The organism is Pseudochelatococcus contaminans (genome assembly GCF_014195635.1).
Lineage (GTDB): Bacteria > Pseudomonadota > Alphaproteobacteria > Rhizobiales > Beijerinckiaceae > Pseudochelatococcus > Pseudochelatococcus contaminans.
On the sequence record NZ_JACICC010000002.1, the window covers coordinates 173,424 to 198,050 of the forward strand.

Consider the following 24,627-nt stretch of genomic DNA (forward strand, 5'->3'; position numbering starts at 1 on the left):
GCCCTCGCGCGCTGAATGCCTTCATCGCCAACGACCGCCCCGGTCCGCATCCTGATTCCCGAACCGTCCGCAAGAAGATTTCGGAGTAGTTTCATGTCGGTCTCACCGCAAGAAAACAAGAAGGACGTCATCTGGATCGATGGCAAGCTCGTGCCACGTGAAGAGGCGAACATCCCGGTGCTCACCCACGGCCTGCATTATGCCTCGGCCGTCTTCGAGGGCGAACGCGCCTACAACGGCGTTATTTTCAAGTCGCGCCAGCATAGCGAGCGGCTGCTCAACTCTGGTCGGCAGCTCGATTTCGAGATTCCCTTCACCGCCGAGGAAATCGACGCGGCCAAGGAGCTGGTGCTAAAGGAAAACGGCCTCGTCGACGCCTACATCCGCCCCATCGCATGGCGCGGTGCCGAGGCGCTCGGCGTTTCGGCGCAGAAGAACAGCATCCACCTTGCCATCGCCGCATGGGTTTGGCCGAGCTACTTCACCCGCGAGGAGCGGATGAAGGGCATTCGCCTCGCCTTTGCCCGCTATCGCCGCCCGGACCCGGCAACCGCCCCTTCCACCGCCAAGGCAGCGGCGCTTTACTCCATCGCCACCATTTCCAAGCATGAGGCCGAGCGGCAGGGCTATTCCGACGCGCTGTTCCTCGACTGGCGTGGCCGTGTGGTCGAGTGCACGGGCGCGAACATCTTCTTTGTCAAGAACGGCGAACTGCACACGCCCGATCCCGAAGGCATCCTGAACGGCATCACGCGTCAGACCGTGATCGAACTGGCGAAGAAGCGTGGCATCCCTGTTGTCGAGCGGGCTATTCTGCCGGAAGAACTGTCTACGTTCACGGAAAGCTTCGTCACCGGCACGGCGGCGGAAGTGACGCCGGTGTCCGAGATCGGCGAGCACAAGTTCACGCCCGGCGAGATCACCACAACGTTGCTGAACGATTACGAGAATCTGGTTCAGGGCAAATAAGTCGCTGATAAAGCCTGTTAAAGAAAAATTTTGATCCCGCGCCGACTTTAGAGCATTTCGGTATTTCGTTGAAACGCCGAAATGCTCTATCTTATTGGTTTGACGCGTTTTCTTTACGCAAAGCGGTATCCACTTTGCTTGAAAACGCTTTAATCGGCGCGGTTTTTTATGCAGGCGGCGCTTTCGTGCCTTGCAGCAGGCCGAGTTGCACGCGCCGCATCCACCGGGCCATCATCAGCACGGCGACGACGCAAAGCCCCACTGTCAGCCCGGTCCAGATGCCCGCGCCGCCCAGCCCGGCGCCAAAAGCCAGGTAGACACTCAGCGGCAGGCCAACCAGCCAATAGCCGATGATGCCGTAGATCATCGGCATGCGCGTATCGTGTAGGCCGCGCAAGGCGGCGATTCCGAGCACCTGCGCACCATCCGCGAGCTGGAAAATCGCCGCCAGCGCAAGGAACGTCACAGCCAGTTGCACCGCGCGGGCGTTGGCAGGGTCGCTGGTGTCGAGGAAGATGCCGGCAAGTGTTTCGGGTATCAGCGTCATCGTCAGGCCGGAGATGACCATGATGACCATGCCAACGCCAAACCCCACCCAGCCGGCGCGCATCACGCCATCCGCGTCGCCCGCGCCAAAGGCCCGGCCCACGCGCACCGTTACCGCCTGCGACAGCCCCACCACTGCCATGAACGCCACGCCGACAAGCTGGATGGCCACGGCATGCGCCGCCAGAGAGGCCTCGCCGATCCAGCCCATCATGAAGGCAGCGGCGTTGAAGACGCTGACTTCCAGCGTCGAGACGAGTGCGATCGGCAGGCCCAGCCGCCAGAAGGCCGTGAACCTCGGCCAGTCCGCCTGCCAGAAGCGCCCGAACACCTGGTAGCGGCGAAAGCGCCGATCCCGCAGCACGACGATTAAAAGCACCACGAACAGCAACAGGTTGGCGCAGGCGCTGGCAATGCCGGACCCGACGACCTCCAGCCGGGGAAAGCCGAGATTGCCGAACACCAGCAGCCAGTTGCCGATAATGTTGAAGATGATCGACGCCACAGCCGCCACCAGCGCCCACTGCGGGCGCTCCAGCGCCGCCACGAAAGAGCGCAGCACGATGAAGCCGAGGAACGGCAGCAGCCCCCAGAGGAAGGCGCGCAGATAACCGCCCGCCATCGCCGACAGATCCGCCGGCTCGCCGATCAGCAGCAACAGCCGCTCACCGTTCCACAACAACACCGCGCAGGGGATGAATACGATGATGGCTGACCAAAGCCCCTGCCGCACGGTGCGGCGCACCTCGCCGACAGCAAAACGGTTGCGTCCCAGCTCGCGCGCGATCATCGGCGGCGCGGCCATCAGCAGCCCGAGCGAGAACAGCATCACCAGATGATAAAGGTTGGTCGCGAGCGTGGCGGCGGCAAGCGCCTGCGCACCAAGGCGGCCGATGAAGATCACATCGGTGATCATGACCGCCATCTGCGCCAGCGTGCTCAACGCCAGCGGCCATCCCAGCACCATCGTTGCGCGCAGCTCGCGCATCCATAAGTCGTAACCGCGACCGGGACGGTTATCCGCGCCCGCCAGCGCCTGCGTATCTGCCATAATGCGCGTCAATAGCTGACAATGCGTGCAGACACCATGACAGTCAGCGACATGGGCGTTATGCGTCTGGCATATCGCGCGCAGGCCGTTAAAGCGTTTTCAAGCAAAGTGGATACCACTTTGTGTGAAGAAAACGCGTCAAACCAAAAAGATAGAGCCTTTCGGCGTTTCAACGAAATGCCGAAAGGCTCTAGGTGGCCTCAGTCGTGCGCGGCGTCGCCCTTCGCGTTATTCGCCTGAGCGGTGGCGGCATCCCGGGCGAGGATGTGGCTGATGCCGTGCGTGAGATAATCCCAGCCCGTATAGAGCGTCAGCAGCGCCGCTATCCACAGCAAACCGATGCCGATCGGCAGCGTGCCGGGCAGCACCGCCTCGCCGGCCTTGCCCGCAATCAGAAACGACAGCGCCAGCAACTGCGCCGCCGTTTTCCATTTCGCCACCCGCGTCACCGGCACGCTGACGCGCAGTTCGGCCAGAAATTCCCGCAGGCCGGAGACGAGAATCTCGCGACACAGAATGATGATCGCCGCCCACAGCGACCAACTGCGGATAGTGCCGTCCGCCACCAGCATCAACAGCGAGGCAGCGACCAGCAGTTTGTCGGCGATAGGGTCCAGCATGCGGCCCAGCGCCGACTGTTGCGCCCAGGCACGCGCCAGATAACCGTCCAGATAATCGGTGATCGCGGCGGCGACGAAGATGCCCAATGCGATCCAGCGCATTTCGGCCTCGTCGGGCCAGAACAGGCACACGACCACCGCCGGCACCGCGACGATGCGACCATAAGTGAGCAGGTTCGGCAGGCTATATGGGCCGGAGAGACGGCCGGCCTTGCGCGGAGCAGGAGCGAGTGAGGAAGCGTCTGGGGGGGTCGTCGTCATGCCTGATCCACTGCGTGAAACCAATACCCGGGAAACCCTGCGCAGCCCCACCGCGAGCGACGGACGCGCCTGGCGAGTGAAGGAAGCGCCTGCGGACGGTCATCCGTCCCGGTCGTGAAAGAACCTATAGACCATTCCCGCCGTCGCCGCATTAATTCCCGGCGCGCTGCGTAAATCCTCCAGCGATGCCTGCGACACCGCCTTCGCCGTGCCGAAATGCAGCAGCAGCGCCCGCTTGCGCGCGGGGCCAATGCCCGCAATCTCGTCGAGCGGGCTTTTGGTGAACTCCCGCTTGCGCCGCGCCCGATGCGTGCCGATGGCGAAACGGTGCGCCTCATCCCGTAGCCGTTCCACATAATAAAGCGTGGCGTCGCGCGGCGGCAAGCGGAAGGGGGCACGCCCTTCCACAAAAAACGTCTCCCGGCCGGCATCGCGGTCGACACCCTTGGCAACGCCCACCACCGGCACGTCGGAAACGCCGAGTTCCTTCAGCGTCGCGCGCACGGCCCCCACCTGCCCCTGCCCGCCGTCGATGAGCAGCAGATCGGGCCATGAGGGGAAAGCGCCCTCATCCGCAACCTCGTCGTCGCCGGCAAATTCCGGATCGACAGGGGCTGCCTCGATGAGACGCGCGCCTTCCTTGACGAGACGTGTGAAGCGGCGTTGCAGCACCTCGCGCATCATGCCGAAGTCGTCGCCGGGGGTGATATCGGTGGAACGGATGTTGAAGGTGCGATAATGCGGCTTCATGAAGCCCTCGCGCCCGGCCACGATCATCGCCCCGACAGCGTTGGTGCCCATGATGTGCGAGTTGTCGTAGACCTCGATCCGCCGGGGCGGGCGCTCCAGCCCGAAAGCCTGCGCCACTGCGCCGAGCAGCTTGTCCTGCGATGCCGTATCGGCAAGCTTGCGCGCCAGCGCCTCCTGCGCGTTGCGGTGCGCGTGGGCCACAAGCGTATATTTCTCACCTCTTTTGGGCACCGCCACCTCAACCCTGTGGCCGGCATGGTCGGACAGCGCCTCCTGCAACAGCGCGCATTCGGTCGGCTTGTGCGACAGCAGCACGAGGCGCGGGCACGGCTTATCCTCATAGAACTGCGCCAGAAACGCCGATAGCACCTCCTCCTCCGGCAGGTTGCGATCCGCGCGGGGGAAGTAGGAACGGTTGCCCCAGTTCTGGCTGTTGCGGAAGAAGAACACCTGCACGCAGAACATGCCGGCTTCCGACGCAATGGCGAAGACATCCGCCTCTTCCACCGTCTGGGGGTTGATGTTCTGCGTACCCTGCACCGCCGACAGCGCCGCCAGACGATCCCGATACCGCGCCGCACGCTCATATTCCAGCGCCTCGGCTGCCTCCTGCATCTCGTGCGCGAGGCGGCGTTTCACCGCGATGGAACGGCCGGTGAGGAAGTCCCCCGCCTCATCGACGAGCTTGGCATAATCCTCCTGCGAGATCTCACCCGTGCACGGCCCCGCGCAGCGTTTGATCTGGAACAGCAGGCACGGACGCGTGCGGTTTTCATAATAGCTGTCCGTGCACGTGCGCAGCAGAAAGGCCCGTTGCAGCGCATTGACGGTGCGGTTCACCGCGCCGCCATCGGCGAAGGGGCCGAAGTAGCGCCCCTTGCGCACCCGCGCGCCGCGATGCTTGACCAGTTGCGGCGCCGCGTGGTCGCCGGTCAGCAAGATATACGGAAACGATTTATCATCCCGCATCAACACGTTATAGCGCGGACGCAACTGCTTGATGAGATTGGCTTCCAGCAGCAGCGCGGCGGTTTCCGTGTCGGTGGTGATGAACTCCATCGCCACCGTCTCGGCGATCATGCGCATGGTGCGCAGGCCGCCATGGCCGATGCCGCGCACGTAAGACGCCACACGTTTCTTCAGATCCAGCGCCTTGCCGACATAAAGCACATGGCCGTTGGCGTCGATCATGCGGTAGACGCCGGGCGCATGCGGCAGGGTTTTCCAGAAACGGCGGATCACCTCCGCCCCCGCGCGCAGCGACGGCGGGGCGCTCGCGTCCTCGGCCCACAGATCGGTTTCGATTGTCAGATCATCGTCAGCCGCAAGCGTGGCAGCGGCGGCGTTCGTGGGCGTGTCGTCTTTATGTATCATGCTTGCTGGCGAAAAACCTGCTTCCCCGAAAACTTATCCCAAACCCGCGCCCACGGCCGGTCGTCGGCGCGCGTGGGGCTGAATGTAGTTGCCCATGCCGGCAATTGCATCAGTGCGGCGGCTGCGCATCTTCGGTATCGTGTCTTTCGGTCCACTTTACGACGAAGGCTGCGGCCAGCCCCAGCACCAGATATCCCAGCGCCAGCGGCAGCACCGTGCCGTCATAAAGCTGGCCGATGATGACGCCGCACAGGGTGCCGAGAGCGGTTGTCGCTGCGCCGATAAAGGACGACGCCGTGCCTGCCATACGTCCCATGGGCCGCATGGCCAGCGCATTGAAGTTGGGAGCGGTGAGGCTGAAAAAGAAGTTCAGCAGCGCCAGAAACCCGGCGAAAATCACGAGCGGCGGCGGGCCGCCCCATGCCAGCACCACGATCACGAGCGCCAGCGCCGTCAGCGTGAAGGCCAGAGTGCCGTTCCACGCCAGCCGCTTCAGCCCCACACGCCGCACGAGCCAGGCATTGACGAACGATGCCACACCCATGACAGCGGCAACCACGCCGAAGACAACCGGAAACCAGCCGCCGAGCGCGTAGACTTCCGTCTCGAAAATCTGCTGCGCCGATGTGATATAGCCGAACAGCGAGCCCAGCACGAGGCTCATCGCCAGCGTGTAGCCCATTGTCACGGGGTTGCCGAGGCATAGGCGCAGGTTGTTCCACGCGCCGGCAAAAGATGCCTTCGTGCGATTTTCGGGCCGTAGCGTCTCCGGCATCCGCAGCGCGAACCAGAAGCCGACGACCAGCGCCATCACCAGCATGCTGACGAAGATGAAACGCCACGAGCCGATGGCCAGAATGAGCGCGCCGCTGCCGGGCGCGATGACGGGGCCGATGATGAACACCATCATGACGAAGGACATGACACGCGCCATCTCCTCGCCCTGATAACGGTCACGGACGATAGCCGTCACCAGCACGCGCGAGGATGCGCCGCCGATGCCCTGCACGGCCCGCGCCAGCAGCAGCATTTCGAAGCTGTTCGCCGCGATGGCCAGCACAGTGCCCACGGCATAGATCGCCATGCCCGTCAGCATGGCAGGCTTGCGCCCGTAAGCGTCCGACAGCGGCCCATAGAAGAGCTGGCTGATGGCAAACCCCGCCATGTAGCTGGAAATCATGTACTGCACCTCATTCGCACTGGCGAGATGGAACTCGTGCTGAATGGGAACGAAGGCTGGCAGCAGGTTGTCGATGGACAGGGCGACAAGAGCCATCATCAGGGCGACAAGCACCACGAACTCGACGAAGCCGGGCGCGCGAACGGCTTTATTGGACACGGATTGCGGCTGCGTCATTGAATGGCAACGTCCCTGAATGGCTGGCTGACGGCGCATTGCGCGCCCGGACGAGTGAATCGGCTTAAAGAAGGCAAGCATCAAAAAAGACACGCGCCTGCCGGAACGGCCGACGCTCTCAGTTGTATATTTTTCTGCAACTTGCGTTCACTTCGGTAGATCGACCTGAACGCAAACTGCACTAGAGGATTTCGGCATTTCGTTGAAACGCCAAAATGTTCTATCCTTTTGGTTTGACGCGTTTTCTTCACGCAAAGCGGTATCCACTTTGCTTGAAAACGCTTTAGCGGCTGGCAGCAAGCCTCACGCCCAGCGCGATCAATGCCGCGCCCATCACGGCGTCGAACGGTCGGCGCAACCGCGCGTACACCGTGCGCACGGCTGGTGACGAGAAGATGATGGCAAGAGTCGTGAACCAGCCCAGCGCCACCACGATGACGACGCCAACCGTCGCGCCATAAACCCATGCAGGAGCGCCGACAGGCAGCACGGTGACGAACAGACTGCCGAAAAATGCCATCGACTTGGGATTTGTCATGCCGACCAGAAAGCCCCGGCGCACGGAAGGCAGGAAAGCCATGCCACCCGCCCTTGTTCCCCCTGCGCTTATGCCCCCTGCAGTGGTGGACGGGGTGGCCGATATTTCGGACGCAGATCCCTGCCGCTCGCGCAGGCCATATAGCATGCGCACGCCCAGATAAACCAGATAGGCCGCGCCCACCAGGCGCAGCACCTCATAGCCCCATGCCATGCGCGCCAGAACGACGCCGAGACCAAAAACAGCAAGGGTCGCCCAGACGGTGCAGGCGGCAGTAACGCCAAGCGCCGCGCCCACACCTGCCCGCCTGCCGTTGAGGGCGTGCGACGTGATGGCGATGAAATCGGGTCCGGGGCTGATGCAAGCCAGCAGCATCACGCCGGCGAGCGTAAGAAGTTCGGCCAAAAACACCGGAATCGTCCTCTCTCGAATGGATGCGGCCACTCGTTCCTTGAGTTCCTCGTGTGGAGTCGAGTCTCGTCTGGAGTCGCCGTGCGGCGCAAGCTAACAGATGCCGACGCTCCCGGATAGACGCCGCCAACGAGGCGGAAACCGCAAGGCGACAAGCCAACCCGGCCGACATACGCCAACGAATGGATGACGCCAATGGATGCCGGCAATGGATGCCGGCATGTGCGCGCCCGCACAGCGCGGGTGGAGGAATAAAAGTTGCAACGCGAGGGCGTTATAATGTAACATATTCGCCATATTCAGGACTGTCACCACCATCAGCAGGCGGGCGAGGATTCTTTGTCTGGCGAAATCAAGCACCAAGCGGGATCCATTCCAAAGGCGTCCGTCACAGGAACATCCTTTACGAGCGTGTCCGTGTTGCGGAGCGCAATGGCCGAACGGCTGGCGGCTGCGGTCATCGTGTCGATTCTGCTCTGGTGCATCGCCTTCTGGGCCATGGGCTGGCTGTGACGGGAACCGGACCTGACGACATGGCACACGATCACTGTTCCCATACCCATACACATCGCTCCAGCCGCGATCAGGCGCCCGCGCCCGGCATCCGGCTCGATAATCTCACCGTCGCCTATCGCCGCCACCCTGCCGTGCACCACTTGTCCGGCAATTTTGCGCCCGGCTCGCTGACTGCCATCGTCGGCCCCAATGGCGCGGGTAAATCGACGTTGCTCAAGGCCATCATGGGTGCCTTGCGTCCTGCAACAGGCCGCATCGAGATTGCCGGCATCAACCGCCGGGACATCGCTTACCTGCCGCAGATCAGCGAAGTGGATCGCACGTTTCCCATCACCGTGCTCGATCTCGTCGCCATGGGCCTGTGGCGGCGTTGCGGCGCTTTCCGCCGCATTGGCCGCGATCAGCTTCACCGCGTCAATGACGCCATCACCACGGTTGGCTTGTCCGGCCTTGCCGAGCGCCCGATCAGCACGCTTTCCGGCGGTCAGTTCCAGCGGGCGCTGTTTGCGCGCATGCTGTTGCAGGATGCACGGTTGCTGCTGCTCGACGAGCCGTTCACGGCACTCGACATGAAGACAACGACGGACCTCATCGATGTAGTCAAGCATTGGCATGGCGAGAACCGCACCATCATTGCCGTGCTGCATGACATCGATCTGGTTCGCGAACACTTTCCGCAGGCGCTCCTGCTGGCGCGCTCTGAAGTGGCGTGGGGAAAGACCGAGGATGTGCTGACCGGCACCAACCTATTGACGGCCCGGCGCATGTGCGAGGGCTTCGACGACAACGCGCCGTTCTGCGATCATCAGGCCGCATGATGCTGTATGATGCGCTGATCGCACCATTTGTCGAATACGGCTTCATGCGCCGGGCGCTCGCGGGGTGTCTGGCCCTCTCCTTTGGCGGTGGGCCGCTCGGCGTTCTGCTGGTTTTGCGCCGCATGAGTTTGATGGGCGACGCATTGGCCCACGCTATTCTGCCCGGGGCGGCGATCGGCTTTCTCGTCGCCGGCCTCTCCCTCGTGGCCATGACGATCGGCGGTGTCGCCACCGGGCTGGCCGTTGCCGTGCTCGCGGGCCTCGTTTCGCGCGCTACGCCGCTGCGTGAAGATGCCAGTTTCGCCGCCTTCTATCTAATTTCACTGGGCCTTGGCGTGTTGATCGTATCCATGCGCGGCTCCAGCGTCGATCTGCTGCATGTCCTGTTCGGGTCGGTACTGGCGCTGGACGATGCGGCACTCTTGCTAATCGTTTCGATCAGCACCGTAACACTGATCGTGCTTGCAATCATTTATCGCCCGCTGATCATCGAATGTCTCGATCCCGGGTTCCTGCGCGCGGTCGGCGGCTTCGGGCCGGTCGGTCTCGGCTCCGTGGTTCACGTCACCTTCATCGCGCTGGTGGTGTTCAATCTCGTCGGCGGCTTTCAGGCGCTCGGCACGCTGATGGTGGTGGGCCTCATCATGCTGCCGGCAGTGGCGGCCCGCTTCTGGTTCCAGAGCGCGCCGGGGCAGATGGCCATCGCCATTGTATTCGGCATTGTCGCCAGCGTCGCCGGGCTGCTGGCGTCCTATCACTGGCACGCACCCGCCTCTTCCGCCATCATTCTGGCGGCGGGCGGGCTTTATATTCTGTCGGTTGTGGCGGGCCGCTTCGACAGCCTCGCCGCATCCCTCATCACGCTGCGCCACCGGGCCGGATAATCCGGCCCCGCCGCCTGCGCATTATCACAGCGAAGCGCTGATGCCCCGCATGGCCGGCTGCTCGCGCACCGACTCGCGGTCGTCGAGCGCCTCGGCCCGGCGCAATTCGCTGAGTGCGTCATCCAGATCCGCCAGCGCATCGTTGAGCTGCGACTTCAGATCCTCGGCCGACTGAACGAGATTATCCCGCCGCTGCGCCGCCGCCTTGGCATAGGTGGGATAGGCGAAATGGTTGTGGTCTGAAATGCCCGAGCGCTGCTCTTCGTGGGCGATCTCCTTGTCGAGATCTTCCGCCATGCGCATGAAGTCGGCGATCATCGCCTCGATCTGCGCGACGCGCCGGCGTCTTTCCTGAACGTGGAAGGTCTTCAACTGAATGATGCCGCTGCGAGGTTTCATCGCCGATAGTGCTCCCGTCGGCTCCGCCGGATGCCGGCTGGAGACTGTCTTCGTCACCATATTTACGGATACAGGTTGATCCTTCCTTACCAACCAAGCGCCAAAAGACGATTTTTGGCGCAAATATAGGGACTTATACCATTCGGTAAGAGTCTTGTACCATTCGGTAAGAGTCTTGCGCGCCTCAGCGGGTATCTCGACTATAAACCGCTCTACAGCGACAGCCGTACCGTGACGGGCGCATGATCGGACGGACGCTCCCAGCCACGAACGTCTCTTGCGATAGCGGCGGTTTCAAGCGCAGGGGCAATGTCTGGCGCCAGCCAGACGTGATCCAGCCGCCGCCCCTTGTCCGCCGCCGACCAATCGGGCGAGCGGTAACTCCACCACGTGAAAACCTTTTCCGGCTCCGGCCGCAGCGCGCGCACCGCGTCCACGTAGCCGGTCATGCGGCGGAATGCCTCCAGCCGTTCCGTCTCGACCGGCGTGTGGCTGACCACGCCGAGCAATGCCTTGTGATTCCAGACATCTGTTTCGTAAGGCGCGATGTTGAGATCACCGACCAGCACACTCGGGCGATCCGCCGGCCGCGTCGCCTCGTGCCATTCGACCAGTTCGTCGAGAAATGCGAGCTTGTGCGCGAATCGCGGGTTGATTTCCGGGTCCGGGGCATCCCCGCCGGCTGGCACGTAAAAATTGTGGATGCGCACGCCGCGCGAGCCGCCCGGTGTCCCCGTGCCGCCCAATTCCACCGTCATATGCCGCGAATCGTCCTTGTCGCAGAAACGCAGCGCCTGCGTCTCCGTGAACGGGATGCGCGAGATCGTGGCGACGCCGTGATACCCCTTCTGCCCGTTCAGCGCGATGTACTGGTAGCCCAGCGTCTTGAACGCCGCAGACGGGAAGTGATCGTTGGGGCACTTGGTTTCCTGCAGGCAGAGAACATCCGGTTCGTTCTCGACGAGAAACCGGATGACCTGATCGATGCGCAGTCTGACGGAGTTGATATTCCAGGTGGTGAGCGTGAACGACACGGCTGGCCTTGCGAGGTTCGGGAAACAGGGTGCATGAGCTTGCAACGCCGCGCCCACCGACACAACCGGGGATTTACCGGATTACCGGAATTGCCCCCTCGCCTACTCAGCGCCGCGCCACCTCGACGCCCGACAACGCGACCTCGGTCTCGTATCCTTGCGGGTCCACGATCCGCCAGCCGCGCAGGACATTGGCGTGGGCATCGAAGTGCAATGTCACGCGCGACGTGCCGCCGAGTGTGGCGCTGTCCTCAAGCGAAATAGAGACCAGCCCGCCCGGATCGATCTGGGCATCGCGCAGACGCACATCCCGCGCCAGATCGACGTTATCGCGCAGCAGGAACTTCAGCGGCGTCTGGCCGATGGAATACACATCGTTTGTGCGCAGCCGCGAGTCGCGAACCGCGACCGACCGTCCATCAGCGACGATTTCCAGCGTGCTCGGCGGATCGTAGGCGAAGCGCAACCGTCCGGGGCGCTGCACGAACAAGGTGCCGCCGACCTGCTGACGATCCGCGCCGGTCTGGAGGAAGCGCGCATTCAGCGTGTTGATGCTGTTGAGATAGGCGTTGACCCGTGCAACCGCCTCGGACGCATTGGCGGGAAGCGCACCTTGCTGCGGAGCACGAGCCTGCTGGGCCGGCGTGGCAACGGGTTGGGCGACAGGCGCCGCCGTGGGTGCGGCAATGGCCGGCGTTGCAACGGCTCCGCCCAACCCGGCTGGCCGGCGCGGCGGCATCGGCACGCCCCCGGCCTGCGAAGGCACCTGCACGGGTTGCGCCAGCGGTTCGGGCTGTACAGGCGCGGAAGGCGTAGGCCCACCCGGCAAAGGCGGCTGCGGCGCGGCCTGAGCGGGATCGGGAAGAGGCGGCGGCAGCGGTGCGGGTTGCGGCTGCCGGGAGGGGCGTTCCTGCTTGAAGACACCGTCCAGAAAACGGCTCAACGGATCCTGCGCATGGGCGGACGACAAGGGCAGCATCGCCGCGCACGCGACGAAAAGCATTCGTGTCAGCCCGCTATCCCACGCAACCCTTTTCATCATCGTCACCCGCGTCACCTCTGCCAAACCACTGCGGCCGACATCATTCAACAAGGCTGATATGGCGAAAGCAGGTCCGATATTGCAAGTGCATTCTGTTTTCACAAGCGCGTGCCCGGCGGCGCGTCTCAGCCGTGATTGGCCTGATCGTCGCCGCCGACGAGAATTTCGCGCTTGCCGGCATGATTGGCCGCACCCACGATACCTTCCAGTTCCATGCGTTCCATGATGGAGGCCGCGCGGTTGTAGCCGATCTGGAGACGGCGCTGGATATAGGACGTGGAGGCCTTCTTGTCACGCAGCACGATGGCGATGGCTTGATCGTAAAGATCGTTGCCACCACCGGCGGAACCGTTGGCTGTGTTGTCGAACACCGCAGCGCCATCGCCTTCCGCAGCCGCTTCCTCATCCGCCGTAACGGCCTCAAGATACTGCGGCCGCCCCTGCGTCTTGAGATGGGCGACGATCTTCTCCACCTCGTCGTCAGACACGAAGGGACCGTGAACGCGCACCACGCGCCCGCCGCCGGCCATGTAGAGCATGTCGCCCTGCCCGAGAAGCTGCTCCGCGCCCTGCTCACCCAGAATGGTGCGGCTGTCGATCTTCGACGTGACCTGGAACGAGATGCGGGTGGGGAAGTTCGCCTTGATGGTGCCGGTGATCACGTCCACGGAGGGGCGCTGGGTGGCCAGAATGACGTGGATGCCCGCCGCACGCGCCATCTGCGCCAGACGCTGGATGGTGCCTTCGATCTCCTTGCCCGCCACCATCATCAGGTCGGCCATTTCATCGACGACGATGACGATATAGGGCAACGGATCGAGGTCCATGACCTCGTCCTCGTAAATCGCCTCGCCGGTATCGCGGTCGAAGCCGGTCTGGACCGTGCGGGTGATGACCTCGCCGCGGGCCTTCGCCTCGCGCACGCGGGTGTTGAAACCGTCGATATTGCGCACCGACAGCTTGGACATCTTCTTGTAGCGATCCTCCATCTCGCGGACAGCCCACTTCAACGCCACAACCGCCTTCTTGGGGTCGGTCACGACCGGCGTCAGCAGGTGCGGAATGCCGTCATAGATGGACAGTTCGAGCATCTTGGGATCGACCATGATGAGGCGGCACTCTTCCGGCTTCAGACGGTAGAGCAGCGACATGATCATGGTGTTGATGGCGACAGACTTACCCGAGCCGGTAGTGCCTGCGACAAGCAGATGCGGCATGCGCGCCAGATCCGCGATCACCGGCTCGCCGCCGATGGTTTTGCCAAGGCACAGCGCCAGCTTGAACTTGGAACGCTGGAACTCTTCTGCGGCCAGCAGCTCGCGCAGATACACCGTCTCGCGCTTTGCATTCGGCAACTCGACGCCGATGGCATTACGGCCGGGAACCACGGCAACGCGCGCCGAAACCGCGCTCATCGAACGGGCAATGTCATCCGCCAGCGAGATCACCCGCGAGGATTTCGTGCCCGGCGCAGGCTCAAGCTCGTAAAGCGTCACCACGGGGCCGGGGCGCACATGAATGATGTCGCCGCGCACGCCAAAGTCTTCGAGCGTGCTTTCCAGCAGCGCCGCGTTCTGCTCCAGAGCGTCCTCGGAAATGGTGTCACGGGGGCCACTCGGCAGCGCCAGCATGCCCAGCGGCGGCATTTCGTAATCCGACGTCGAACGCGGTGAGACCGGCACACGGCGCGTCGTGGTGGCCGAAGCGGATGCCGCGACCGGAGCCGCCGCTACGCTGGCGGGGCGCGCAGCCGCAACCGGCGCACGCACAGGCGCTGGAACAGGCGCAGGTATTTGCGCAGCTGCCGGCCGTGCAGGACGGGGCTGGTCCGGATCGTCATCGTTGGAAGGTGCCAGCGCGGGTGGGCGGCGCTTGTGGCGCATCAGAACCGGCGCGGCGTCCGGAAGCGGCATCGCCGGGGACGAAGCCTCGTAAACATCGTCATCAGCGAAAGCGTCGTCCTGGTCAGAGGAGCTGCCATAGGCTGCTTCGTCCGTCCAGCCGGCATGATCGTCGTCCTCGGTCAGGCTGCCAAAGGCATCCGTCTCGCGACGATCCGCAGGCTGGTGATCGCCATCGTAATCGTCATATTCCTGATCGTAGCCATCCTGATCCTGGATGCCATGATCCTGCCGGGCAGGCGCGCGCGGAGCTTCCGCATAGGTGTCGACGTAAGGCTCCGCCCCACCCGCGGCATAGGCATCGCCCGGCGCGAAATCGAGCGTATGATCGCCAGCCGGATATGTGTCAGCAAGGTGGCCGGTCGCGGGATAACCCTCTTCCGAAATACCAGCTTCAGGATTTTGCAGTCCGATTTCGTCATGAGCACCACGATTGCGGGCGGCCAGTTCACGGTCCGTGCTGCGCGTGAAGCGCACGTTGGGCGGCAACTGGAACGGCTTGCGCCATGCGGGAACAGCAGTGTCTCCCCCTGCGGCTGCCATGGCGGCCGGTGCAACACTGACGAAATCCTCGATGGTGGACTGGTAGGATGCCGGTTCCTGCGGCTGAAGCTGCGCTACCGGCGGCATATGAATCTGAACCGGGCGTTCGCGCACGGGAGCGAAGGCCGCCACTTCCGGTGGAATCTCCGGCCGCGGCTGGACAGGCGCATCCATGCGGGGCGCGCCACGGGAAGGCGCAGCGCGAAGCGGGGCGCTGGCAACAGGCGCGGAGACGGAGGCGAACCCCTCATCCATGCCGTCATCCATCACACCCGCGTCGAAAGACGGCTCGCGGGCGGTGCGCGGTGCGGCATATGTCTGCTCGTCGCGGGGCTTCTGGAAACGGCGCATGACGGAGGCCTTCAACACCATCAGGCCATGCACGACAGCGCCCAGCGAAACGATGCCCCAGCCGGGGCTATCCTTGTCGTCGGAACCTGCGAAGCGGTAATCGTCCTCATCATCGTCAGCGAAATGCGACGGCTGCGCGGACAACCCGAGACCGGACGCCGCCGACAGCGCCAGAATGGCCGTAGCCGCATAGCATATACCGACGATGAGACCGCCGATGCCGCCATCGCCGATGAGGCCCTTGCCGCCAAACAGCAGCGCGTCGCCCACGACGCCGCCGAGGCCGGACGGCAGCGGCCAGCGCTCGGTGCCGGGCAGCGCGCTCGCCACCGCTGACGCCGCAGCCGTACCCAGCACCCACAGCGCGAGCCGCAGGACGAGACGCGGCAGCGGCCGGCGGCCGATCAGCCGGACGGCCCAAATGGCGCATGGAAGCAGCAGCGCCACGGTCCCGAGACCGAAGATCTGCATGGTGAGATCGGCAAAAATCGCACCCGGCGTGCCGAGCAGGTTGGCCACACGACCTTCCGTCGCATGGGTGAGACTGGGATCGGACACCGACCATGTCGCCAGCGCCAGCACGGCGGCGATGACCACGGCCAGCAACAGGAAGCCCGTCAACTCGACAGTGCGCTGCAGGAGGAAACGGCGCAGCGCATCCGGCATGTCATCGGTGGGGGACGTATTGCGTCGAATCGTTCGCATTGTTCGGCAGATCGGCTCGTTTGTTGAGGAAAGGCGAGGCGCGAAACCACGCCGCAACATGATTCGCCGTACATTACGGGCTGCCCGGTTAAGCCTGGATTAACTCAACCGCGACTTCACGGTTTGCACACCCTGCTCTTCCCCCAAAAAACAGACTGATCCGTCATTTTTGTGAAATATTTGCGGCATTATCCGCAACATATCGACGTTTCCGGCGGATGTCCGGCAAAAATATCGTCAACAATCCGATAGCGGGCAGGAAAGAGCAGAGCTGATAGACAAAGACGATGCCCTGACTGTCCGCAACCGCGCCAAGAACCGCCGCGCCCAGTCCGCCGAGGCCGAACGCCAGCCCAAAGAACAGGCCGGAGATCATCCCCACTTTTCCCGGCACCAGTTCCTGCGCGAACACCACGATGGCCGGGAACGACGATGACATGATGCCGCCGATCAGCACTGACAGCACGGCGGTCCAGAACAGATCCACGAACGGCAGCATCAGCGAGAACGGCAGCGCGCCCAGAACCGACCACCACAGCACTGCCTTGCGGCCGAAACGGTCGCCGATCGGCCCGCCGATGACGGTTCCCGCTGCCGCCGCGCCAAGGAAGAGGAACAGGAAAAGCTGCGCGTCCTGCACCGACACGCCAAAAGTGTCGATGAGGTAGAACATGTAATAGCTGGAAATGCTGGCCATGTAGACGTTCTTGGAGAACGTCAGCAGGCAGAGCACGATAATGCCGATCTGCACCGTGCGGCGCGGCAGGCCATGGTCCTGCACGGATACAACCCTGCTGGCATTTGCCCGGCGATAGCGGCTGTACCACGCGCTCACGCGCGACAGGATCACCATGGCAAGCAACGCCGCGAGCGAGAACCACGCCACACTCCCCTGCCCGCGCGGCAACACGACGAAGGCGGCCAGAAGCGGCCCGATGGCGGTGCCGAAATTGCCGCCAACCTGAAACAACGACTGCGACAGGCCATGACGCCCGCCGGCGGCCAGACGCGCCACGCGAGAGGCCTCCGGGTGGAATACCGACGAACCGATGCCGATCAAACAGGCCGCGACCACGAGCACGGTATAATCATGTGCCGCGGCCAGAAGCAGCAGGCCGAAAAACGTGAATGCCATCCCGAGCGGCAGCGAATACGGCATCGGGCGGCGATCCGTGACCGCGCCGACCAGCGGTTGCAACAACGAGGCGGTAAACTGGAATGCCAGCGTGAGCATCCCGATCTGCAGAAAGTCGAGGCTGTATTCCTCTTTGAAGATAGGATACATCGACGTGAACAGCGCCTGCATGATGTCATTCAGCATGTGGCAGAAGCTGATCGCGGCGATGATCATGAAGGCAGTCGTCTCTGCCCCCGGCGCACCCGCCACGCTGGGCGGCGCGGCCTCCCCGGAACGTTCGTCGATCTTGATGGACACCTTGGTTTTCCTCCAGCCACGAAAGCGTATTATCGTGCTGCGTTATCCGGAAGCGCCCCACCGTCCGCAGCATTGAATATGTCTAGCATGCAGCTTCGATTTGCCGTCCGCACCGCGTGCATGGCTGGTGTCTCCGGGGCACATATCCGGCAGATGAGGACGGCAGCGATGAAAGACTGGAGCACCCTGGAGATTGCGAGCACGCGACCCGGAGACCCTCACGGCGGAGGATGCGGGTTGAACGCCGGGTGATTTGGTCGTATACATTATGTTATATCGTTTCATATTTGAGCACGCCCATGTCGGGCAATGTTTCGAGGAGCTGATCCATGTTTGACAGACGGTCACTGCTGGCGGCGGCTGCAAGCTTCTGGCTTGCTGCCGGATATTCAGCCGGCGCACACGCGCAGGATGCCAAAGCCGAAGCCCCCATCGAGGCGGTGGCGAGCTTTTCCATCATCGGCGATATCGTGCAGGAAATCGGCGGCGACCGGGTGAAGGTCATCACGCTTGTCGGCCCCGACAGTGACGCCCATGTTTTCGAGCCGACCCCCGCCGACGTTAAGAAGCTTGGCTCTGCCGCCGTCCTGTTCGAGAACGGCCTTGCGTTCGAAACCTGGCTGGATCGTCTGGTGCAGGCATCCGGCTTCTCCGGTCCGCGTGTCGTGCTTTCGGAGGGCGTGAAGGCACGCAAGGCCGACGAGCACGAGCACGGGCATGAAGGCCACGCGCATGGGGAAGACGGCCACCATCACCACGGCGAATATGATCCCCACGCCTGGCAGAATGTCGGCAACGTCATCATTTATGCCCGCAACGCGGCTTCCGCGCTCGAAAAGATCGATCCGGAGCATGCAGCCTACTACCGTGACCGCGCCACCGCTTATGTCGGCAAACTCGAAGTGCTCGACGCAAAGCTGAAAGAGAAGTTCGCCGCGGTTCCGGAGAACAAGCGCAAGGTCGTGACGTCACACCACGCCTTTGGCTATTTCGGCGACGCTTATGGGCTGACGTTCCTTGCACCCGAAGGTGTCAGCACGGAAGCGGAAGCTTCGGCCGCGGACGTTGCCCGCATCGTCGACCAGATTCGCAAGGAAGGCATCAGCGCCGTATTCGTGGAGAACATCTCCAGCGACAAGCTGATCCGTCAGATCGCCTCCGAGACCGGGGCGAAGGTCGGCGGCGACCTTTATTCGGACGCGCTTGCAAAGCCGGGCCAGCCTGCCTCGACCTATATCGGGCTGATCGAATGGAACGCCGACCAGATCGGCCGCGCACTGACGCCAGCACCCTGACATCGTCGCTTTTCCACAGCGAAACACCGAGGGGGGCCGTCCAACGGCCCCCTTTTTCTTGAACGGCTCAGCACGGTCATGGCAGGGACATTTATGTCGCACTTGCCAGAAATGACTGCAAATCAAATGAGATATCAATTTTTTGTTAAATGACCGAAGCATTCCGATGGTCATAATCGCCCGAAAATCACCCTCGGCGATCACGAAATCGGCATGATCGCCGGTTATCGGGTGCAACAGGCCAGCCAGTCCACGACACAGGAAGGAGCGACGAATGCCAATCATTGCACAGGCTGTGTGATTAGTCGCTTGCGCCCCTGCCCTTGCGTCTGTTATCCGAATTGAACCGCGATGAATGACTTTCCGGTAAGGATCGGCATTCTCCCTCCCCAAAACTTCAAACGGCGCCGCGAATAACCAATGTGGGATGAAGCGCGACTCTTTTTGCTGATCTGCCTTCCCTTCCTGGGAAGCGTTGTCGTCGCATCCTTGCCCCGCGACGCGCGTGACGCTGCATGCCTGCTGACCGGCCTCGTGGCCCTCACCTGCACACTGGTCATCGCGTCGTTCTATTCAACGATGAGCGAAGGAACCGTCGTCAGCACCACCATCGAGTGGCTTCCGACGATTGGCCTCAACTTCATCCTGCGGCTGGATGGTTTTGCCTGGATCATGGCAGGCCTTGTCGGGCTTATCGGCTTCCTGGTCGTCGTCTATGCCCGGTATTATATGTCGCCGGAAGATCCGGTGCCGCGCTTCTTCTCGTTCTTTCTGTCATTTTTCGGGGCAATGCTGGGTGTCGTGCTGTCCGGCAACCTCATTCAGATGGTTTTCTTCTGGGAACTGACCAGCCTGTTCTCGTTCCTGCTCATCGGATACTGGAGCCATAACCCCGGCGCGCGTGAAGGTGCACGCATGGCGCTGACGGTGACGGGCATCGGCGGGCTCTGCCTGCTGGCGGGCGTGCTGATCCTTGGCCATATCGTCGGCAGCTACGATCTCGACAAGGTGCTTGCGGCTGGCGACAAAATCCGCTCCGACAGCCTTTACCGGCCGGCGCTGGTGCTGATCCTGCTCGGCGCGCTGACCAAGAGCGCGCAGTTCCCGTTCCATTTCTGGCTGCCACACGCCATGGCCGCGCCCACTCCGGTATCGGCATATCTGCATTCCGCCACCATGGTAAAGGTGGGTGTGTTCCTCATGGCGCGCCTCTGGCCTGTGCTGGCCGGCACGGAGCCGTGGTTCTGGATCGTCGGCGGCGCGGGCGTGTGTACGCTGCTGCTCGGTGCCTACATCGCCATTTTCCAGCAGGATCTGAAGGGGCTGCTGGCTTATTCCACCATCAGCCATCTCGGGCTCATCACGCTGATGCTTGGCCTCGGCAGCCCGCTCGGTGTCGTCGCGGCGGTGTTTCATCTGCTCAACCATGCCATCTTCAAGGCGTCGCTGTTCATGGCCGCCGGCATCATCGACCATGAAACAGGCAGTCGAGACCTGCGCCGCCTCAGCGGGTTGATACGCTATATGCCCATCACGGCGACGCTTGCGATGGTTGCAGGCGCCGCCATGGCCGGCGTGCCGCTGCTCAACGGCTTCCTGTCGAAGGAAATGTTCTTCGCCGAAACCATTGTCGAGCACGTCGATTCGGTATTCGACGAAGCGCTGCCGTTCCTGGCCGTGGTGGCCAGCATGTTCTCGGTTGCCTATTCGCTGCGCTTCATTCTCGGCGTTTTCTTCGGCCCGCCACCTGTGGGGTTGCCGCGCAAGCCGCACGAGCCGCCGCACTGGATGCGCTTCCCGATGGAATTTCTGGTGCTGCTGTGCCTGCTGATCGGTATCTTCCCGACATTCACCATCGGGCCGATCCTGCACATCGGCGTGTCGGCCATCCTCGGCGACAGACTGCCTTACTACAGCCTCGCCATCTGGCACGGGTTCAACTACCCGCTGCTGATGAGCATCATCGCCATGATCGGCGGCATCCTCGTCTACCTGCTGCTGCGCGGCTATCTGGCGCAGGGCGAGGAAGGCCCTCCCCTGCTTCGCGGGCTGAAGGGGCAGCGCATTTTCGAACGCATCATGGTAACGGTGTCGTGGAAGTGGGCGCGCCAGCTCGAAGCGCTGTTCGGCACCCGGCGGCTCCAGCCACAGTTGCGACTGCTGGTCTTCATGGCGCTGGCGGCTGCGACGTTGACGCTCTATTTCGACGGTTTCGGGCCGCTATGGCTGTCGTTTGCGGGGCTGGACCTGCACGGCTTCGATACCGCTTTCGCGCTGATGTGGCTGGTTGGCATCTGCTGCGCGGTCGGCGCGGCATCGGAGGCCAAGTATCACCGGCTGGCCGCCCTTGCCATGTTGGGCGGCGCAGGCCTTGCCACCTGCATCACCTTCGTCTGGCTGTCCGCCCCCGATCTGGCGCTGACGCAGCTTCTGGTCGAGATCGTCACCACTGTCCTGCTGCTGCTCGGCCTGCGCTGGATGCCCAAGCGTATCAAGGAAGTGGATGCGCTGACGCCGGTTCCGCTCAACGTTCGCGCCCGTCGCGCCTGGGATCTCGTGGTGGCCATTGCCGCCGGCACCGGCATCGCGATGCTGTCATACGCCGTCATGACGCAGCCGATGCCCGATTCCATCTCCAGCTTCTTCCTGGAGCGCGCCTATAGCGAGGGCGGCGGCACCAATGTCGTCAACGTCATTCTGGTCGATTTCCGCGGCTTCGATACGCTGGGCGAAATCACGGTTCTGGCCATCGTCGCGCTGACGGTGTTCGCCCTCCTGCGGCGTTTCCGCCCTGCGCCGGAGAGCATGGCGATGCCGGAGCAGCAGCAGCTCCAGATCGCTTATGACGATGCCCACCCGGATCGCAACGTCGGCCAGACGGTTGCCGAATACATGGCGATTCCGCGGCTCATCATGTTGTGGCTGTTCCCGGTCATCGCCGTCGTTGCGGTTTACCTGCTGATGCGCGGGCATGATCTGCCCGGCGGCGGGTTTGCGGCAGGCGTTGCCATGTCGATCTCGTTCATCCTGCAATACATGGCGAGCGACACACGCTGGGTTGAGGACAGGTTGCGCATTCTTCCCGTGCGCTGGATGGGCATCGGCCTGCTGGCCGCAACCTGCACGGGCCTTGGAGCGTGGCTGTTCGACTATCCGTTCCTGACATCGCACTTCCAGTATCTGGAACTGCCGGTGCTCGGAAAAATCCCGATGGCAAGCGCCTTGCTGTTCGACCTGGGCGTGTATTCGCTGGTTGTCGGCGCGACGGTGCTGATGCTGATCGCCATCGCCCACCAGTCGATCCGCACGCCGAAGCTGCCGCGCAAGAAACTCGCGGCCAGCACCACGGGAGGCCAGTGATGGAAATCATCATCGCAGTCGCCATCGGTGTGCTGACGGGGTCCGGCCTCTGGCTGCTGCTGCGCCCGCGTACATTTCAGGTCATCATCGGGCTGGCATTGATATCCTATGCGACGAACCTGTTCATCTTCGGCATGGGGCGCCTGCGCTCCAACGCACCGCCCATTCTCGAACCAGGCGGGTCGAGCGATCTGGCCACGCTGGCCGATCCGCTGCCTCAGGCGCTCGTGCTCACAGCCATCGTTATCAGCTTCGCCATGACCGCGCTTTTCCTTGTGGTGCTGCTCGCTTCGCGCGGGCTGACCGGCACTGATCATGTCGATGGCCGGGAGACCGACCTCTGATGACCGTGCTGGCCGATCACCTCATCATCCTCCCCATCGTGCTGCCGCTGCTGGCAGGGGCGTTCCTGCTGCTATTGGACGACCGCCGCAGGCCCGTCAAAGCCGCCTTGACCATTCTGGTGGCAATAGCATTGCTGGTTATCGCCGTGACGTTGCTGTTCCGCGCGAGCGGATCAACGGCGCTGGCAGAAACGGTGTCCTACCGGCTCGGCGACTGGCCTGCGCCATTCGGCATCGTGCTGGTGCTGGATCGCCTTTCGGCGGTCATGCTGGTGCTCACGAGTATCCTGGCGCTTGCGGCGCTGGTGTTTTCGCTGGCGCGCTGGCATCGGGCCGGCCCGCACTTCCACACGCTGTTCCTTTTCCTGCTTGTCGGGCTGAACGGCGCGTTCCTCACCGGCGATCTGTTCAACCTGTTCGTGTTCTTCGAGGTGTTGCTGGCCGCATCATACGGTCTCGTGTTGCATGGCATGGGCGTTGTGCGGGTGAAAGCCGGCCTGCACTACATCGTCGTGAACCTTGCTGCATCCACCCTGTTCCTGATCGGCGTCAGCCTCATTTACGGCGTCACCGGCACTTTGAACATGGCGGATCTGGCCACGCGCATTCCCGGTCTCAACGACACCGACAGGATGTTCATGGAGGCCGGAGCGGCGATACTGGGCGTTGCCTTTCTGGTTAAGGCCGGCATGTGGCCACTGTCATTCTGGCTGCCCACGGCCTATGCGGCGGCAAGCGCACCCGTCGCGGCTATTTTCTCCATCATGACGAAGGTGGGCGTCTACATCATACTGCGCCTGTCGCTGCTGCTTTTCGGCCCGGGGGCGGGCGAGTCGGCCCATTTCGGCTCCGAGGTGCTGCTTTACGGCGGCATGGCGACCATCGCCTTCGGCCTCGTCGGTGTGCTGGCCACGCAAACCATGTCGCGCCTTGCCGGATATAGCGTGCTGGTGTCCTCGGGAACGCTGCTTGCGGCCATTGGCGTGGGCAACGCGGCGGCGACGAGTGGCGCGCTGTTTTATCTGGTCAACTCCACATTGGCGGTTGCGGCATTTTTCCTGCTGACGGAACTCGTGGAGCGCGGGCGCGACCCCGGCGCCGACGTGCTGGCCGTCACCATGGAGGCATTCGGTTACACGGATGAGGACGATATCACCGAGGAAGTCGAGGTCGGTGAGCGCATTCCCACGATTCTGGCGTTCCTCGGCGGCAGTTTCGTTGCCTGCGCGCTGCTGCTGGCGGGTCTGCCACCGTTGTCGGGCTTCCTCGCCAAATTCGCCTTGATGTCGGCGATCATGGACCCGGCAGGTTTCGGCACGGGCGGGCCGCAGTTCGTGGTGACGTGGGTGCTGATCGCCCTGTTGATCCTGTCCGGTCTCTCGGCCATGCTGGCCATGACGCGTATCGGCATCCAGACGTTCTGGTCGCCACTTGAAATCGCCGTTCCGGGCGTGCGCGGAGTCGAGGTCGTGGCTGTCAGCTTCCTGCTTCTGCTATGCGTGGCGTTGACGATGGCCGCAGGCCCCGTGCTCGATTTCATGGAGGACACCGCCATGTCGTTGCATGCACCGGCGGCCTACATCGACAGCGTCCTGCCAAACGGCGGGGCGTCGCGGGGTGCCACGCCATGAGACGCATTTTGCCGCATCCCCTCATGTCGCTGGCCATTTTCGTGATGTGGCTGCTGCTCAACCAATCCGTGTCGCCGGCCGCCCTGACTTTCGCGGCCGTACTGGCGCTGGGTGGCGGCTGGATGATGACCACGCTGGAGCAGACTGGCCCACGCATTCGCCGCCCATGGACCATCATCAAGCTGGCGGGCATCATCTTTATCGACATCGTGCATTCGAACATCGCGGTGGCGAAGATTATTCTGCGTCCGTCGAGCCGGCGCGGGGCTCCCGGCTTCATGGCCGTGCCGCTGGATATTCGCAACCCGTATGGCCTTGCGACCCTTGCCATTGTCATCACGTCGACGCCCGGCACCATATGGACAAACTTTTCCTATTCGTCGGGCATGCTGCTGATTCACGTCCTCGATCTGCAGGAAGAGCAGCTCTGGATAGACACCATCAAGAATCGCTACGAGCGGCGGCTGATGGAGATTTTTGAATGAGGTTCCT

Annotated in this window: 18 protein-coding genes; 8 read left to right on the top strand and 10 right to left on the bottom strand. The window is 62.9% G+C overall.

Going from position 1 to position 24,627, the window contains the following annotated elements; genetic code table 11:
• Nucleotides 1-93 precede the first annotated feature (93 nt).
• Nucleotides 94-969: a branched-chain amino acid aminotransferase gene (locus FHS81_RS04960; RefSeq protein WP_183750954.1), complete on the top strand. Its 876-nt coding sequence runs from the start codon at nucleotides 94-96 to the stop codon at nucleotides 967-969.
• A 166-nt stretch (nucleotides 970-1,135) separates the two neighbouring features.
• On the opposite strand, the gene FHS81_RS04965 is transcribed toward FHS81_RS04960, so the two are convergent.
• The 5 genes from FHS81_RS04965 to FHS81_RS04985 all read right to left on the bottom strand — a co-directional run bounded on the left by FHS81_RS04965 (nucleotide 1,136) and on the right by FHS81_RS04985 (nucleotide 7,871).
• Nucleotides 1,136-2,566, bottom strand: a complete 1,431-nt coding sequence (locus FHS81_RS04965; RefSeq protein WP_183750955.1) for an MATE family efflux transporter — start codon at nucleotides 2,564-2,566, stop codon at nucleotides 1,136-1,138.
• Between the two features lie 200 nt (nucleotides 2,567-2,766).
• The gene (gene pgsA, locus FHS81_RS04970; protein WP_183750956.1) at nucleotides 2,767-3,447 is read right to left on the bottom strand and encodes a CDP-diacylglycerol--glycerol-3-phosphate 3-phosphatidyltransferase; all 681 of its coding nucleotides are present in this window, start codon (nucleotides 3,445-3,447) and stop codon (nucleotides 2,767-2,769) included.
• 99 nt (nucleotides 3,448-3,546) lie between these two features.
• On the bottom strand, nucleotides 3,547-5,571 hold the full coding sequence (gene uvrC, locus FHS81_RS04975) for an excinuclease ABC subunit UvrC (RefSeq protein ID WP_183750957.1): 2,025 nt from the start codon (nucleotides 5,569-5,571) through the stop codon (nucleotides 3,547-3,549).
• Nucleotides 5,572-5,680: 109 nt separating this feature from the next.
• On the bottom strand, nucleotides 5,681-6,910 hold the full coding sequence (locus FHS81_RS04980; protein ID WP_343052420.1) for a multidrug effflux MFS transporter: 1,230 nt from the start codon (nucleotides 6,908-6,910) through the stop codon (nucleotides 5,681-5,683).
• A 301-nt stretch (nucleotides 6,911-7,211) separates the two neighbouring features.
• Nucleotides 7,212-7,871 (bottom strand): LysE family transporter, encoded by a 660-nt coding sequence (locus FHS81_RS04985; RefSeq protein ID WP_210281550.1) that lies wholly within the window; start codon nucleotides 7,869-7,871, stop codon nucleotides 7,212-7,214.
• A 539-nt stretch (nucleotides 7,872-8,410) separates the two neighbouring features.
• Between FHS81_RS04985 and aztA the strand changes: the two genes are divergently transcribed.
• Nucleotides 8,411-9,211 (top strand): zinc ABC transporter ATP-binding protein AztA, encoded by an 801-nt coding sequence (gene aztA / locus FHS81_RS04990; RefSeq protein ID WP_183750959.1) that lies wholly within the window; start codon nucleotides 8,411-8,413, stop codon nucleotides 9,209-9,211.
• On the top strand, nucleotides 9,208-10,095 hold the full coding sequence (locus FHS81_RS04995; RefSeq protein WP_183750960.1) for a metal ABC transporter permease: 888 nt from the start codon (nucleotides 9,208-9,210) through the stop codon (nucleotides 10,093-10,095). Before aztA ends, FHS81_RS04995 begins: the two co-directional genes overlap by 4 nt.
• A 24-nt stretch (nucleotides 10,096-10,119) precedes the next feature.
• Here FHS81_RS04995 and FHS81_RS05000 read toward each other — a convergent pair whose 3' ends face one another.
• The 5 genes from FHS81_RS05000 to FHS81_RS05020 form a co-directional block, all read right to left on the bottom strand.
• Nucleotides 10,120-10,494, bottom strand: coding sequence for a flagellar export protein FliJ (locus FHS81_RS05000; RefSeq protein WP_183750961.1), 375 nt, complete (start codon nucleotides 10,492-10,494; stop codon nucleotides 10,120-10,122).
• A 212-nt stretch (nucleotides 10,495-10,706) separates the two neighbouring features.
• Nucleotides 10,707-11,528, bottom strand: coding sequence for an exodeoxyribonuclease III (gene xth / locus FHS81_RS05005; RefSeq protein ID WP_183750962.1), 822 nt, complete (start codon nucleotides 11,526-11,528; stop codon nucleotides 10,707-10,709).
• 106 nt (nucleotides 11,529-11,634) lie between these two features.
• The gene (locus tag FHS81_RS05010) at nucleotides 11,635-12,570 is read right to left on the bottom strand and encodes a LolA family protein (protein ID WP_246374735.1); all 936 of its coding nucleotides are present in this window, start codon (nucleotides 12,568-12,570) and stop codon (nucleotides 11,635-11,637) included.
• 125 nt (nucleotides 12,571-12,695) lie between these two features.
• A complete protein-coding gene (locus tag FHS81_RS05015; RefSeq protein ID WP_183750963.1) occupies nucleotides 12,696-16,070 on the bottom strand; it encodes a DNA translocase FtsK in 3,375 nt (1,124 codons plus the stop codon).
• A 163-nt stretch (nucleotides 16,071-16,233) separates the two neighbouring features.
• Entirely contained in the window at nucleotides 16,234-17,421 is a 1,188-nt protein-coding gene (locus tag FHS81_RS05020) for an MFS transporter (RefSeq protein ID WP_183751263.1), read from the bottom strand.
• A gap of 413 nt (nucleotides 17,422-17,834) precedes the next feature.
• On the opposite strand from FHS81_RS05020, the gene FHS81_RS05025 reads away from it, so the two are divergent.
• From FHS81_RS05025 to FHS81_RS05045, 5 genes are all read left to right on the top strand, one after another.
• The gene (locus tag FHS81_RS05025) at nucleotides 17,835-18,800 is read left to right on the top strand and encodes a metal ABC transporter substrate-binding protein (protein ID WP_183750964.1); all 966 of its coding nucleotides are present in this window, start codon (nucleotides 17,835-17,837) and stop codon (nucleotides 18,798-18,800) included.
• Nucleotides 18,801-19,220: 420 nt separating this feature from the next.
• The gene (locus tag FHS81_RS05030) at nucleotides 19,221-22,160 is read left to right on the top strand and encodes a monovalent cation/H+ antiporter subunit A (protein ID WP_183750965.1); all 2,940 of its coding nucleotides are present in this window, start codon (nucleotides 19,221-19,223) and stop codon (nucleotides 22,158-22,160) included.
• Entirely contained in the window at nucleotides 22,160-22,504 is a 345-nt protein-coding gene (locus FHS81_RS05035) for a Na+/H+ antiporter subunit C (RefSeq protein ID WP_183750966.1), read from the top strand. The genes FHS81_RS05030 and FHS81_RS05035 overlap by 1 nt, the downstream gene beginning before the upstream one ends.
• Nucleotides 22,504-24,135, top strand: coding sequence for a monovalent cation/H+ antiporter subunit D (locus FHS81_RS05040; RefSeq protein WP_183750967.1), 1,632 nt, complete (start codon nucleotides 22,504-22,506; stop codon nucleotides 24,133-24,135). Before FHS81_RS05035 ends, FHS81_RS05040 begins: the two co-directional genes overlap by 1 nt.
• Nucleotides 24,132-24,620 carry a Na+/H+ antiporter subunit E gene (locus FHS81_RS05045; protein WP_183750968.1) on the top strand — a complete coding sequence of 163 codons (489 nt, stop codon included), beginning with the start codon at nucleotides 24,132-24,134 and terminating at the stop codon, nucleotides 24,618-24,620. Before FHS81_RS05040 ends, FHS81_RS05045 begins: the two co-directional genes overlap by 4 nt.
• Nucleotides 24,621-24,627: the final 7 nt, after the last annotated feature.